This window comes from Methylobacterium sp. B1 (assembly GCF_000333255.1).
Lineage (GTDB): Bacteria > Pseudomonadota > Alphaproteobacteria > Rhizobiales > Beijerinckiaceae > Methylobacterium > Methylobacterium fujisawaense.
Window position 1 is genome coordinate 16,420 of sequence record NZ_BACT01000669.1, and the last position, 13,179, is coordinate 29,598.

The window sequence follows — 13,179 nt, forward strand, 5'->3', positions numbered from 1 at the left end:
CGGCCGCTCAATAGGTCATCGCGGCGGCGTTCACGACGCCGCCCGCCAGCGAGGCCGCGCCGAGGAGGAGCGCGGCGGCGGCGCGATCCTCCTCGATGCGCCGCGACAGGTCCGGCACCGCAAGGCGCACGAGCCAGTAGATCGCGATCTGGATCACGAGGGCGATCAGGCCCCAGATCAGGCAGTCGAGCAGGGACCGCGCATTGTAGATCGCCACCGCCAGCGGCAGGGTGAAGCCGAGCAGGCTTCCGCCCAGCGCGATGGCCGCAGCCGTCACGTCCCGGCGGATCAGCGCGACCTCGTTATGCGCGGTGGCGAGGGTGTAGATCAGCAGGTAGAGGCCGATCAGTCCGGTCGCGGTGCCGAGATAGAGCAGGAAGTCCGGCAGTCCGGAGACCAGGGTCACGCAAGACCCGCCGTCTCACCGGCCCCGATCGTCGAAAGCACCGCAGCCGGACAGGTCTCCCGGTCGAATCGCATGACGAGCGAAGCGAATGTCGGGGCTGATTGTTGGACGCGGGATCGATTCACGCCCGCAAATCCACGCAATTTCCCGCGCGGTGTCAAGCTTGTCGCGGATTTCAGAGAGTTGGACTGACGGCAATACGCCGAGGTCCGGAAGGGCGCTACCAGACCAGCCGCTCGATCACCCCGTCCGGATGCACCGCCTGCCGGCCGAGCCACTCGGCCACGTCGCCCAGGCGGTGATGCGCGGCCGTGACGCCGAGTTCCTCCGCGTGGATGCCCCGGGCCACCAGCACGCTGGCGATGCCGAAGCCGCGGGCGCCCGCGATGTCGGTGCGGATCGCGTCGCCGATCGCCAGGACCCGCGCCGGATCCACCGGGGCCCCGGTGAGGGCCGCCCCCTTGGCGAGGGCCGCCTCGTAGACCGGGCGGTGCGGCTTGCCGGCATAGACCACGGGGCCGCCGATCTCCGCATAGGCCGCCGCGAGCAGGCCCGCGCAGGGGATCAGGCGGTTGCCGCTCTCCACGACGAGGTCGGGATTGGCGCAGATCATGGTCAGCCCGCGGGCGGCCAGACGCTCCAGCTCCGGCCGGTAATCGTCCGGGGTCTCGCTGCGGTCGTCGAACAGGCCGGTGCAGACGACGAGGTCGGCCTCCGATTCCGGGACGAGGCTGAGGTCGAGCCCCTGGAAGATGCCGAGGTCGCGCTCCGGTCCGAGATGCCGGATCCGCGCGCCCGGGCGCGCGGCTATCAGGTCGTGGGTGAGGTCGCCCGAGGTCAGGATCGCGTCGTAGGCCTCCCGCGGCACGCCGAACCGGTCGAGGATGCGGCCGACGCCGTCGCCGGGCCGGGGCGCGTTCGAGACGAGGACGACCCGGCGGGGCCGCGCCCCCGGACGGCCACGGAAGCGGATCAGCGCCTCGCCGGCGGCCTCGTGGGCCTTCTGGCCGTCATGCAGCACGCCCCAGACGTCGCAGAGGATCAGGTCGTACCGGTCGGCGACCTCGGCGAGACCCTGGAGGGTCGGGATCGGCGCGGGGGTGGCGGTCGCGGTCATGGAAGGTCCTGGAAGATCCTGGATTCAAAAGGTCCGGGACCTTTTGTGGGTGCAGGGCAAAGCCCTGCGATACAGCAGGGCCGCGCCCTGACAACCCGCCAGAGTGCGCGGCCCTTGGGGAAACCCCTTACGGGCGCCGGGCCGGTCCCAGCCGGTGCTCGGCGAAGAAGTCGAGCATCGCCCGGGAGGCGTCGGGCCCCTCGGGGTCCGTGTAGCTGCCGTCGGGGCGGCCCCCGGACCAGGCATGGCCGGCGCCGCGCACCCGCCAATCCTCGACCACGACCCGGCCCGCCTCGTCCCGGTAGCGGGTGCGGGTGAAGGGGTGGCCGCGGCCCTCGAAGGTCTCGGACCGGGCGATCAGACCGGCGACGTGCGCCTGGGCCAGAACCTGATCGGCGTTGCGCACGCTCACCGTGCCGTCGTCCTCGCCGTGGAAGATGATCGTCGGCACGCGGGTGGCCGGGGCCGGGCTGCCGAAAGCCGTGGCGGTGCCGAGGCCCGGGGCGCCGACCTGCATGGCCATCAGCGCCGAGCCGAGATCCCGGGCGCAGCCGGCCGCGAGGCCGGAATGCACGCCGACGGCGGCGAAGAGGTCGGGATAGGCGCGGGCGATGTTCAGGGCGGCGGCGCCCCCCGCCGACAGGCCGGCGATGTAGACCCGGGCCCGGTCGATCGGGTGCTCCGCCATGATGGCGCGGGCGAGGCCCGCGATGATCGCCGGCTCGCCCGTGCCCCGGCCCTGGTCCCGGGGCTCGTACCAGTTCCAGCAGCGCTGGGCATGGGCCTGACGGCTCTGGGCCGGGTAGGCCACGAACACGCCGGCGCGCTCGGCGAGGGTGTTCATGCCGGTGCCGGCGGCGAAATCGTCCGGATTCTGCGTGCAGCCATGCAGCATCACGATCAGCGGCGCGGCCGCGTCCGGATGGCTCGGGATGAACAGCTTGTACTCGCGGGTGCCGGCGGGCTCCGCATGGGTCAGGGCGACGAAGCGGCCCCCGGTCCCGCCCCCCCGGTCGGCGGGCGGCGGAGCGGGGTGCCGCAGCGGGTTGCCCAGGCCCTTCAGCACCGGTGCAAGACCGCGCACGACCTGCCCCACCACCTCGCGCATCCGCGTCCCGGATTCCGCTGCGGGAATCTGCGGCACGGCCGACGGATCGGCGTGGTGCGGGGAAGAGTCTGTCGACGCGTGTTCAGCGGGTGCGGCCCTCTGGCCGGCAAGGCTGCGCTGGATCAGGGCGGTCGCCTCCTCGAGCCGGCCGAGGCCGGTCAGACGGGTGGCCTCGATCATGTCGGCGAAGGGCGACAGGCCGGTCTTGTCGTCGCGCTGTCCGTCGCGACTGCCGAAATTCTCGGTCATGCGTGCGCGCCTCACTGCCTCAATGTCTCTGTCACGGCCGGACCCGATGCGCCTGCGCCACCGCGCGGGCATCGCATGAGCCGACCCTCACCATCCTGCGAGATGATGTGTCGAGGATGTTTTGTGCATTGCAATAAACGCCCCTGTGCAATGCGACAACCGTCGGCGCCGCGCAGCAGGCTTAGGGATCAGACCGCCGGATCAGACGGGATCGTCCGCCCCGATATAGTCGGCCCAGATCGCGGCAGGACCGAGGCTCGCGCGGAAGCCGTCGTGGCGGGCGCGCTCCGCATCGGTAAGACGGCTCCGGTAGGGACGGGGCGCCACGGGGGCCACGGCCTGGACGGAAGATCCGGCCACCGGGGCGGCTTGCTCCGCGTCCAAGAGCCCGAGGCTGGTCTGCTTGCCCCCGAGGAGCTCGACATAGACCTCGGCCAGGATCTGCGCGTCGAGGAGCGCCCCGTGCTTGGTGCGCCGGGTGTTGTCGATGCCGTAGCGGCTGCAGAGGGCGTCGAGGTTGTTGGCCGCGCCCGGATGCTTGCGCCGGGCCATCGGCAGGGTGTCGACCACGTCCTCCAGCCGGATCGGGGGCGGGGCGTTCGCGCCGAGCCGGGCGTATTCCATGTTGAGGAAGCCGACGTCGAAAGGCGCGTTGTGGATGACGAGGCGTCCGTCGGCCAGGAAGGCCAGCAGCTCACCGACGATCTCCGCGAAGACCGGCTTGTCGGCCAGGAACGCGTCGGACAGGCCGTGGACATTGAACGCCCCCTCGGAGACCGCCCGCTGCGGGTTGCAATAGCGGTGGAAGCTCCGGCCGGTGGGGATGTGGTTGAGGAGTTCCACCGCGCCGATCTCGATCAGCCGGTCGCCTCCCTTCGCCTCCGTGCCGGTGGTCTCGGTGTCGAGGACGATCTCGCGCAGCATGGGTCTCGCGACTCGCGGGGTGGGGGCGGACCCTAGCCGGATAAGGCGGAGGGGTTAAGCTCCCGTGCGCCTCAGCGGGACGTGTTGCGGTAGACGCAGACGGGTCCCCGGTCCTCGTAGCCGCCCGGACAGGCGGTGACGCAGGCGCCGGCCGCGAACTTCTTCGGCGGGGGGCAGCTGGCGGCGTACTGGGCCTGCGCGGGCATGGCCGCCAGCAGCACGAGAAGGGTCGCGGCCCCGAGGCCGCCGGACCGGACCGGATCCATCCCGCCGGAGTGCCGCGCCATCACGTCCATCCTGCCGTTCGTGTTCCCCCCGGAACGCAACCGCAGATATTCATCCGCGCGGGCGTGTCATCCGGTGCCGTGGTGCGGCTCCGCACGATGCGCCGTGAGGCGCTCGACGATCCGCGCCACCTCGGCCTCGGCGGCGGGAAAACCCCGGCTCGTGTCGATGACGAAATCCGCCCGGGCGCGCTTCTCGGCGTCGGGCATCTGCTTGGCCAGGATCGCCGCGAAGGCCGCCTCCGTCATGCCGGAGCGGGCGAGCACCCGGGCGCGCTGGATCTCGGGCGGGGCGCTCACCACCACGACCGCGTCGCAGCGGCCCGCGCCGCCGGTCTCGTAGAGGAGCGGGATGTCGAGGACGACCAGCGGCGCCGCCGCGTGCCGCGCCAGGAAGTCCGTGCTGGCCGCCCGGACCAAGGGATGGACGATGGCCTCCAGCGCCGCCATCCGGTCGGGCGCGTCGAGCACCGCGGCGCGCAGCCGCGTCCGGTCGACGCCGCCGTCGCCGTCGAGCACGCCGGGAAAGGCCGCGCCGATCGCCGCGGCGGCCGCGCCTCCGGGCCCGTAGAGGGCGTGGACCGCGGCGTCGGCGTCGTGAACCGGGACGCCGCGGTCGGCGAACATCCGGGCGGTGGCGGACTTGCCCATGCCGATCGAGCCGGTGAGCCCGAGGATGACGGGTCCGGATCCGGCCTTCGGGGTCATCCGGCGAGATCCGCCACGATCCGGTCGCGCAGCGCCGGGGTGACGGCGGGGCGCGGGCCGAACCACGCCTCGAAGCCCGGCACCGCCTGGTGCAGCAGCATGCCGAGCCCGTCCACGGCCGCGAGCCCCCGGCGGCGCGCCGCCGCGAGGAGCTCCGTCTCCAGGGGTGCGTAGACGATGTCGGCCACGGCCGCCTCCGCCGGCAGGGGCGACAGGTCGATGGCGAGGGGCGGCTGGCCCTTCATGCCGAGGGACGTGGTGTTGACCAGGAGGCCGGTCCCGGCGAGCGCCGCCGGCAGGTCGTCCCAGGCGAGCGCCGCGCCGATGCCCGGCGCGAGCGCCGCCACCGCCTCGGCCCGGGCCGCGGTGCGGTTGGCGACCCAGATGCGCCGCAGGCCCCGCTCGGCCAGCCCGACCACGATCGCCCGCGCGGCGCCGCCGGCGCCGAGCACCAGGGCGGTGCCGCCCGCCCGCGCCGGCCAGGCTGCGCCTAAGGTGTGGTCGAGATGGGCGCAGAAGCCCGGCGCGTCGGTGTTGTCGCCGCGGATCCGCCCGTCGGGCTCGACCACCAGGGTGTTCACCGCGCCGATCGCCTTGGCCCGCGGCGTCAGGGTGTCGGCCAGCGCGAAGGCCGCCTCCTTGTGGGGGATCGTGACGTTGCCGCCCCGGAAGCCCGAATCCGGCAGGGCGCGGATGAAGTCCGGAAACGCCGCCGGCGGCACGTCGAGCCGCTCGTAGGAGCCCGGGATCCCGTGCGCGGCGAGCCAGTAACCGTGGATCAGCGGCGAGCGCGAATGGGCGATCGGGTGGCCGACCACGAAGGCGCGGGGATTCGCGACGCTCATGCCGCGCAATCCTGCGCGTGGCGGCAGGCCGGGCCGCCGGCCTCCTCGATCTGCAACGTCGCGTGGCCGATGCCGAACCGGGTGCGCAGGCCCTCGGCGGTCTCGTTGAGGAAGCCGTTGCCGGGGTGGCGGTGAGCCTGATGCCCCTCCGCCATCACGAGATGGACGGTCAGGGCGATGCTGGTGGTGCTCATGGGCCAGATATGCAGGTCGTGCAGGCCGGCAACGCCGGGCCGTCCGAGGAGGAAGCCTGTCACGGCATCGGGAGAGATCTGCGGCGGCACGGCGTCGAGGGACATCGCCACGCTGTCGCGCAGCAGGCCCCAGGTCGCCCAGACGACCAGAGCCGCGATGACGAGGCTGACCGCCGGGTCGAGCCAGGCGAAGCCGGTGAGCTGGATCACGAGGCCCGCGATCACGACCCCGGCCGAGACGGCGGCGTCGGCCGCCATGTGGAGGAACGCCCCGCGGACGTTGATGTCGCCCTTGGCGCCGCTCACGAAGAGCCACGCGGTGAGGCCGTTGACCAGGATTCCCACCGCGGCCACCACCATCACGGTCGTGCCCGCGACCGGCTCCGGATGGACCAGCCGGACCAGCGCCTCCCAGATCACCGCCCCCATGGCGATCAGCAGGACCACGGCGTTGAACAGGGCGGCCAGGATCGAGGAGCCGCGATAGCCGTAGGTGAAGCGCGCGGTGGCGCGGCGGCGCACCAGCAGGGCGGCGATCCAGGCCGCCGCGAGGCCCAGAACGTCCGAGAGGTTGTGGCCGGCATCGGCCACCAGGGACATGGAGTTGCTGAGATAGCCGTAGGCCGCCTCGATCACCACGAAGGCGGTGTTGAGGACGATGCCGATGGCGAAGGCCGTGCCGAAATCCTTCGGCGCGTGCGCGTGGCCGCCATGGGCATGGCCTCCGTGAAAATGGCCTCCGTGAGCGTGGCCGTCGTGGGAATGGCCGTCGTGAGAATGGTCATGCCCGGCCAAGGGGAGGCTCCCTCAAAAATCCAGAACCCCGGCCCCGCGCAGGCGGGCGAGGAGCGGCAGCAGCGGCAGGCCCAGCACGGTGCTGTGGTCGCCCACGACCGATTCGAACAGGTGGATTCCAGGCCCTTCGAGCTGGTAGCCGCCGACGCTCGACCGCACCCGCGCCTCGCCGGCACAGCCCACATAGGCCGCGATGGCCCTTTCATCGAGGGGGCGAAGGGTCAGCCGGGCGGTCTCCACGAAGGCGTCCTGCACCGCCCCGGCCAGGACCACGGCGGAATGCAGGGCGTGGGTGCGGCCGGACAGACGGGCGAGCTGGGCCCGGGCGGCCTGCGCATCGGCCGGCTTGTGGAACACGGTGCCGTCGAGATCGAGCACCTGATCGGCGCCGATGACGATCCGGCCGGGATGGCGCGCCGCCACCGATTCCGCCTTGGCGCGGGCGAGCACCAGGGCGAGGTCGGGCGGGGACAGGCCGGCGCACTCCGCTTCCAGGGCGCGCTCGTCGACATCCGGGGCGGCGGTCTCGACCGGCAGGGCGGCGCTCTCCAGAAGGAGGCGCCGGGTCGGGCTGGTCGAGGCGAGGAGGAGCGGATCCGGACCGGTCCAGGGCGAGCGGAGCATCGCGCCAGTGTCACGGATCCGGGGATCGGTGCAAGCCGGGGATCGCGCGGGCTGCGACGAGCCCCGCCGCCGGGATGGACCGGCCGGCGGGGCTGTCGCGGCGCCGATACGCAACCTGGCGCCCGAAGAGGACCTTGGCAGGGAGGGGTTAGGAGACAGTCAACGGCCGCATCGCGGAGCCGGTCGCTTCCGTGCCGCGGCGGGACAGAGGCACACCGGCCCTCCAACCCTCCCCCTCATCCTGAGGTGCCGTAGCGCAGCGGAGGCCTCGAAGGAGGCCACCGGATGCCCTGCGATCCCTGGAGCTCTCCTTCGAGGCGGCTGCGCCGCATCCGAGGAGGCGACGGGTTGGGATGCCCGTTGAACCGGCGCCTCAGGTGTTCATCGAGTCGAAGAAGTCGCTGTTGCTCTTGGTCTGGCGCAGCTTGTCGAGCAGGAACTCGATCGCGTCGGTGACGCCCATCGGGTTGAGGATGCGGCGCAGCACGTAGGTCTTCTTGAGCGAATCCGGCGGGACCAGCAGCTCCTCCTTGCGGGTGCCGGAGCGGGTGATGTCGATCGCCGGGAAGATGCGTTTGTCGGAGACCTTGCGGTCCAGGATGATCTCGGAGTTGCCGGTGCCCTTGAACTCCTCGAAGATCACCTCGTCCATGCGCGAGCCGGTGTCGATGAGCGCGGTGGCGATGATCGAGAGCGAGCCGCCCTCCTCGATGTTGCGGGCCGCGCCGAAGAAGCGCTTGGGCCGCTGCAGGGCGTTGGCGTCGACACCGCCGGTCAGCACCTTGCCGGAGGACGGCACCACGGTGTTGTAGGCGCGGCCGAGGCGGGTGATCGAGTCGAGCAGGATCACGACGTCGCGCCCGTGCTCCACGAGGCGCTTGGCCTTCTCGATCACCATCTCGGCGACCTGCACGTGGCGGGTGGCCGGCTCGTCGAAGGTCGAGGCGATGACCTCGCCCTTCACCGAGCGCTGCATGTCGGTGACCTCCTCGGGGCGCTCGTCAATGAGCAGCACGATCAGGTAGCACTCGGGGTGATTGAAGGTGATCGACTGCGCGATGTTCTGCATCAGCACGGTCTTACCCGTGCGCGGCGGCGCCACGATCAGGGCGCGCTGGCCCTTTCCGATCGGCGCCACGATGTCGATGATCCGCGGCGAGAAATCCTTCTTGGTCGGGTTGTCCAGCTCGAGCTTGAACCGCTTGGTCGGGAAGAGCGGCGTCAGGTTGTCGAAATGGACCTTGTGCTTGATCTTCTCCGGGTTCTCGAAGTTGATCGTGTTGACCTTCAGGAGCGCGAAGTAGCGCTCGCCGTCCTTGGGGCCGCGGATCGGCCCCTCGACGGTGTCGCCGGTGCGCAGGCCGAAGCGGCGGATCTGGGTCGGCGAGATGTAGATGTCGTCGGGGCCGGGCAGGTAGTTCGAGTCGGAGGAGCGCAGGAAGCCGAAGCCGTCCTGCAGCACCTCGACGGTGCCCGAGCCGATGATCTCGACCTCCTTGGCAGCGAGCTGCTTCAGGATGGCGAACATCAGCTCCTGCTTGCGCATGGTCGAGGCGTTCTCGACCTCGACCTCCTCGGCGAAGGCCGTCAGGTCGGTGGGCGTCTTCGACTTGAGGTCCTGGAGCTTGACCTCGCGGACGCCCTCGAGGGCGGCGGGCATGGTGGGCGCATCGGCCGGCTCCGCGGTCTCGATGTCGGCGAGGGCGTCGGGGTTTGGCGTCATGGGGTGTCTTGCAACCGACGGAAGAGGTGGGAGGGCCGGTTCAGTGCCAGGCACCCGGGGGATGGGCGCCGAAGAGCGGGCCGCGCTGCGGCGAGGGGCCCGGGGTCAGATTGGCGAAACCGATGAGGCAGGACCCTCGCGGCTCACGGGCGCGCTGCGGCGCAGACCTTGTGATGAGGGCGCAGTAGAGATAACGCCTTTTTCGCCCGCACTCAAGGGCCCGGCGCGGGATGCCGGCGCGGGGACCGCAAAGGCCCGGCCGCAAGGGCCTCGCCGGGACGCCGAGCCGGCGCTAGAGAGGCAAGCCCGCAGACGGGGTCATCGGAACCGGGCCGGCGCGCGGCCGTTCCCCGTCCCGGTGCTGCAGCGCAGCAGACCGTCCAACCGAGAGTCCCCCCTGACCGCCATGCGCGACGACGCTACCGGACGCACCCTCACCACGCGCGAGCCGCGCCGGATCCCCTGGCTCGACCTCGTCTTCGGCTTCGGCCCCATGGTGCCGATCGCCGTCGGGGCCGCGGTGGCGTGGTGGCTGAACGGCCAGCCCCTCGATTATCTGGTGGCGCTGTTCACCCTGCTCTATGCGGCCTCGATCCTGCTATTCCTGGCCGGGGTGCGCCGGGGCGTCAGCTTCCGGACCGAGGGCGGCCCGCAGGTGTCGCAGCTCGTGACGATGCTGATCCTGTACGGTCTCGGGCTGGCCAGCCTGTTCACGGCGGTGATGGGCAAGGCCGTGCCGGCGCTGGCGATGCTGATCCTCGGCTACGCCGCCATCGGGATCCTCGACCCGATCGCGGCGCGCGCCGGCGAGGTGCCGCTGGCGCATGCCCGCCTGCGTCCGCTGCAGATGCCGATCGCCGTGGTGAGCCTCGCGGCCCTGCTCTGGCTCAAGCTGACGGCGCCGTACTGAGTCCCGCCAATCGAAGCCCCGCCAACCGAATTCCCCTTTCGCGCGGCATGCTTTAGAGCCCGGCCAAGGGTTCTCCGCCCGGCGGAGACGATTCAAGATCCGATGCCGGACCCGGGCTCCGGGTCCGCGAGAAGCGAACGCGCGCACATGTCCAAGGCCGACACCCCCAAGGCCGAGAAGGCCGAGACCTTGAAGCCCCGCCTGCCGCGCGGCTTCGTCGACCGGCGCGCCGGTGAGATCGCCGCGCAGGGGCGGATGCTGGAGACGATCCGCAAGAGCTTCGAGCTCTACGGCTTCGAGGCCCTGGAGACGCCCTTCGTCGAGTACACCGAGGCGCTCGGCAAGTTCCTGCCCGACCTCGACCGTCCGAACGCGGGCGTGTTCTCGTTCCAGGACGACGACGAGGCGTGGTTGTCGCTCCGCTACGACCTGACGGCGCCGCTCGCGCGCTTCGTCGCCGAGAACTACGACGCCCTGCCCAAGCCGTATCGCAGCTACCGGGCCGGCTACGTGTTCCGCAACGAGAAGCCGGGGCCGGGCCGTTTCCGCCAGTTCATGCAGTTCGACGCCGACATCGTGGGCGCCGGCAGCGTCGCGGCCGATGCCGAGACCTGCATGCTGATGGCCGACACGCTGAACCGCCTCGGGCTCGGCGGCCAGTACGTGGTCAAGGTCAACAACCGGAAGGTGCTCGACGGCGTCATGGAGGCGATCGGGCTCGCCGGTCCCGACAAGGCCGGCCAGCGCCTGACGGTCCTGCGGGCGATCGACAAGCTCGATCGGCTCGGCGTCGACGGGGTGCGCGACCTCCTCGGCGCCGGCCGCAAGGACGAGAGCGGCGACTTCACCAAGGGCGCGGGCCTCGACGCGGCGGCGATCGGCCGGATCCTCGCCTACGTGTCGTTCCAGGCCGATGCCGGCGACGGCGCCGACAAGATGGCGTTCTGGGAGAAGTTCTTCGCCGGCTGGCACGACGCGATCGGCGCGTCCGAGACCGGCCGGGAGGGCATCGCCGAATTGCACGCGATCATGCGCCTCTGCGCCGCCGCCGGCTACGGTCACGACGTGATCCGCGCCGATCCGAGCGTGGTGCGCGGCCTCGAATACTATACCGGCCCGGTCTACGAGGCCGAGCTGACGTTTCCGGTCACCAACGAGGACGGCCAGACCGTGCGCTTCGGCTCGGTGGCGGGCGGCGGGCGCTACGACGGGCTCGTCGGGCGGTTCCGGTCCGAGCCGGTCCCGGCCACCGGCTTCTCAATCGGCGTCTCGCGGCTGTTCTCGGCCCTGCAGCTCGTGGGCAGCCCCCTGCTCGCCGGCGCCGAGGCGCCCGGGCCGGTGGTGGTGCTGGTCCTCGACCGGGAGAACATGGCCGATTACCAGCGGCTGGTGGCGCTCCTGCGCGCCGACGGCATCCGGGCGGAGCTCTACCTCGGCGCCGCCGGCATGAAGGCGCAGATGAAATACGCCGACCGCCGGCGCGCACCCGTGGCGGTGATCCAGGGCTCGAACGAGCGTCTGGCCGGCGAGGTCCAGATCAAGGACCTGATCGCGGGTGCCCAGGCGGCCGAATCCATCGCCAGCAACGCCGAGTGGAAGGCGGCGCGGCCCGCGCAGATCTCGTGTCCGGAGGCCGATCTGGTGGCGCAGGTCCGCGCCGTGCTGGCCCGGCATTTCACGGCTTCGGAGACCTGAGGCGCGCAGGTCGAACGCGGCGGCTCCGGCGGCGTTATCCTCGGTCGGTTCCGTGGAGGGGTCGGGGGAGATGTCGGGATGCGCGCGAAGATCCTCATCCTGTCGGCCGGCCTGATCTGCGCCGGGACAGGCCCCGTCTGGGCCGCCCGGCCGGTCCTCGACCGGTTGCCGAGCGCCGTCGCCCAGGCCACCCCCGGGACCGGCAGCGCCCCCGTCCTGAGCGCCGGGATTGCCGGAGCACCGGCCCTGACCGTGATCGCCCGCCGCAAGCCGGTCCGGCGCCCCCGCGGGGCGCGTCTCGGCGGCGGCCGGCCGCTCTGAGCGGCTGCTCCGAGCGGGTGAAGTCTGTGGCGCCGTAGCGCGTATCGGTCCGCGGTACGGGGACCTGCGCAGACCTGCGCAGTCCTGCGCACCGCACCGCCCTGCGACGTGTCGCCAAGTCCGGCCACGGTTGCTACAGAGCGCCCGCGAGGATGGATCCGATGACACGACCGGAGGCAGGCGAGACGGGGGCGGGGGACGCGGCGCGCACGCGGCTGCTCGCGCATCTGGCGGCGGCGGGCTATCGGCCCGTGACGCCGCCGGTGCTGCAGCCGCTGGAGCCGTTCCTCGAATTGTCGGGCGAGGACATCCGCCGGCGGATCTTCGTCACGCAGGATGCGGGCGGCGCCGAGCTGTGCCTGCGGCCGGAATTCACGATTCCCGTCTGTCGCCTCCACCGGGCGGAGGCCGACGGGCAGGTGGCCGATTACAGCTATTGCGGTCCGGTCTTCCGCCTCGCCGCCGACGAGCCCGACGAGTTCTTCCAGGCCGGCATCGAGTCGATCGGGCGCACCGACACGCCGGCCGCCGACGCCGAGGTGCTGGGTCTCGCCCTCGAGGGCCTCGCCCTGTTCGGCCGGACCGATCCGGCGGTGCGGCTCGGCGACATGGGGCTGACCGTGGCGCTCCTCGACGGCCTCGCGGTCCCGCCCGCCGCCAAGCGCCGGACGCTCCGGGCGCTGGCCGCCGGGCGCTCGCTGGACGTGGTCACCAACGGCGCCGAGGGGACCCGCCCGGAGGATCCCCATGCGGGCCTGCTGGCGGCGATCCAGGGCCAGGACCCGCGGGGCGTGCGCGCCTTCGTGGAGGACGTGCTGGCGATCGCCGGGATCTCGGCGGTGGGCGGGCGCAGCGCCGGCGAGATCGCCGAGCGCTTCCTCGCCAAGGCCTCCGCGCAGGCCCATGGCGGGGCCGGGCTCAACGCCGAGAACCGTGCGCTCCTCGACCGCTACCGGGCCATCGCCGGCCATCCGGATGCCGCCGCCCGCGACCTGCGGGCGCTGGTGGCCGACGCGGGCATCCGCCACGACGCCCTCGCGGCCGCTCTCGACCTGTTCGAGGAGCGCACCGGCTTCATCGCGGCCCGCGGGCTGCCGATCGAGCGGTTCCGCTTCCAGGGCGGCTTCGCCCGCAACCTCGACTATTATACCGGCTTCATCTTCGAGGTGACCGAAGGGCAGGGCCCGATCCTGGTCGGCGGCGGCCGTTACGACGGCCTGCTCGGCCATCTCGGCAGCCCGGCGCCCCTGCCCGCGGTGGGCTGCACCTTCTGGAT

14 protein-coding genes are annotated in these 13,179 nt (G+C 72.0%); 4 read left to right on the plus strand and 10 right to left on the minus strand.

All coding sequences use genetic code 11. From position 1 onward, the window contains the following. Positions 1–7: 7 nt before the first annotated feature. The 10 genes from I53_RS19790 to rho all read right to left on the minus strand — a co-directional run bounded on the left by I53_RS19790 (position 8) and on the right by rho (position 8,977). Positions 8–406 (minus strand): DUF350 domain-containing protein, encoded by a 399-nt coding sequence (locus tag I53_RS19790; protein WP_043353858.1) that lies wholly within the window; start codon positions 404–406, stop codon positions 8–10. Positions 407–626: 220 nt separating this feature from the next. Continuing rightward, positions 627–1,523, minus strand: a complete 897-nt coding sequence (locus tag I53_RS19795; RefSeq protein ID WP_043353860.1) for a TIGR01459 family HAD-type hydrolase — start codon at positions 1,521–1,523, stop codon at positions 627–629. A gap of 127 nt (positions 1,524–1,650) precedes the next feature. Continuing rightward, positions 1,651–2,880, minus strand: a complete 1,230-nt coding sequence (locus I53_RS19800; RefSeq protein ID WP_051044910.1) for a PHB depolymerase family esterase — start codon at positions 2,878–2,880, stop codon at positions 1,651–1,653. A 201-nt stretch (positions 2,881–3,081) separates the two neighbouring features. Beyond that, entirely contained in the window at positions 3,082–3,804 is a 723-nt protein-coding gene (gene dnaQ / locus I53_RS19805; RefSeq protein WP_043353861.1) for a DNA polymerase III subunit epsilon, read from the minus strand. Between the two features lie 71 nt (positions 3,805–3,875). Then, positions 3,876–4,091: a hypothetical protein gene (locus I53_RS19810; protein WP_043353881.1), complete on the minus strand. Its 216-nt coding sequence runs from the start codon at positions 4,089–4,091 to the stop codon at positions 3,876–3,878. 66 nt (positions 4,092–4,157) lie between these two features. Continuing rightward, positions 4,158–4,796 carry a dephospho-CoA kinase gene (gene coaE, locus I53_RS19815; protein WP_043353864.1) on the minus strand — a complete coding sequence of 213 codons (639 nt, stop codon included), beginning with the start codon at positions 4,794–4,796 and terminating at the stop codon, positions 4,158–4,160. Then, positions 4,793–5,641, minus strand: coding sequence for a shikimate dehydrogenase (locus I53_RS19820; RefSeq protein WP_043353865.1), 849 nt, complete (start codon positions 5,639–5,641; stop codon positions 4,793–4,795). The genes coaE and I53_RS19820 overlap by 4 nt, the downstream gene beginning before the upstream one ends. Further along, positions 5,638–6,630, minus strand: coding sequence for a cation diffusion facilitator family transporter (locus tag I53_RS19825; RefSeq protein ID WP_043353867.1), 993 nt, complete (start codon positions 6,628–6,630; stop codon positions 5,638–5,640). Before I53_RS19825 ends, I53_RS19820 begins: the two co-directional genes overlap by 4 nt. 12 nt (positions 6,631–6,642) lie before the next feature. Beyond that, the gene (locus I53_RS19830; RefSeq protein ID WP_043353868.1) at positions 6,643–7,254 is read right to left on the minus strand and encodes a Maf family nucleotide pyrophosphatase; all 612 of its coding nucleotides are present in this window, start codon (positions 7,252–7,254) and stop codon (positions 6,643–6,645) included. Between the two features lie 373 nt (positions 7,255–7,627). Next, the gene (gene rho / locus I53_RS19835) at positions 7,628–8,977 is read right to left on the minus strand and encodes a transcription termination factor Rho (protein WP_043353870.1); all 1,350 of its coding nucleotides are present in this window, start codon (positions 8,975–8,977) and stop codon (positions 7,628–7,630) included. Positions 8,978–9,383: 406 nt separating this feature from the next. Here rho and I53_RS19840 point away from each other — a divergent pair, with 406 nt between their 5' ends. The 4 genes from I53_RS19840 to I53_RS19855 form a co-directional block, all read left to right on the plus strand. Further along, the gene (locus tag I53_RS19840; RefSeq protein WP_043353871.1) at positions 9,384–9,887 is read left to right on the plus strand and encodes a DUF3429 domain-containing protein; all 504 of its coding nucleotides are present in this window, start codon (positions 9,384–9,386) and stop codon (positions 9,885–9,887) included. 147 nt (positions 9,888–10,034) lie between these two features. Beyond that, a complete protein-coding gene (gene hisS, locus I53_RS19845) occupies positions 10,035–11,582 on the plus strand; it encodes a histidine--tRNA ligase (RefSeq protein ID WP_043353872.1) in 1,548 nt (515 codons plus the stop codon). 78 nt (positions 11,583–11,660) lie between these two features. Then, entirely contained in the window at positions 11,661–11,903 is a 243-nt protein-coding gene (locus tag I53_RS19850; RefSeq protein WP_043353874.1) for a hypothetical protein, read from the plus strand. A 161-nt stretch (positions 11,904–12,064) separates the two neighbouring features. Continuing rightward, the coding region (locus I53_RS19855; RefSeq protein ID WP_043353875.1) for an ATP phosphoribosyltransferase regulatory subunit at positions 12,065–13,179 on the plus strand (1,115 nt) is incomplete at its 3' end.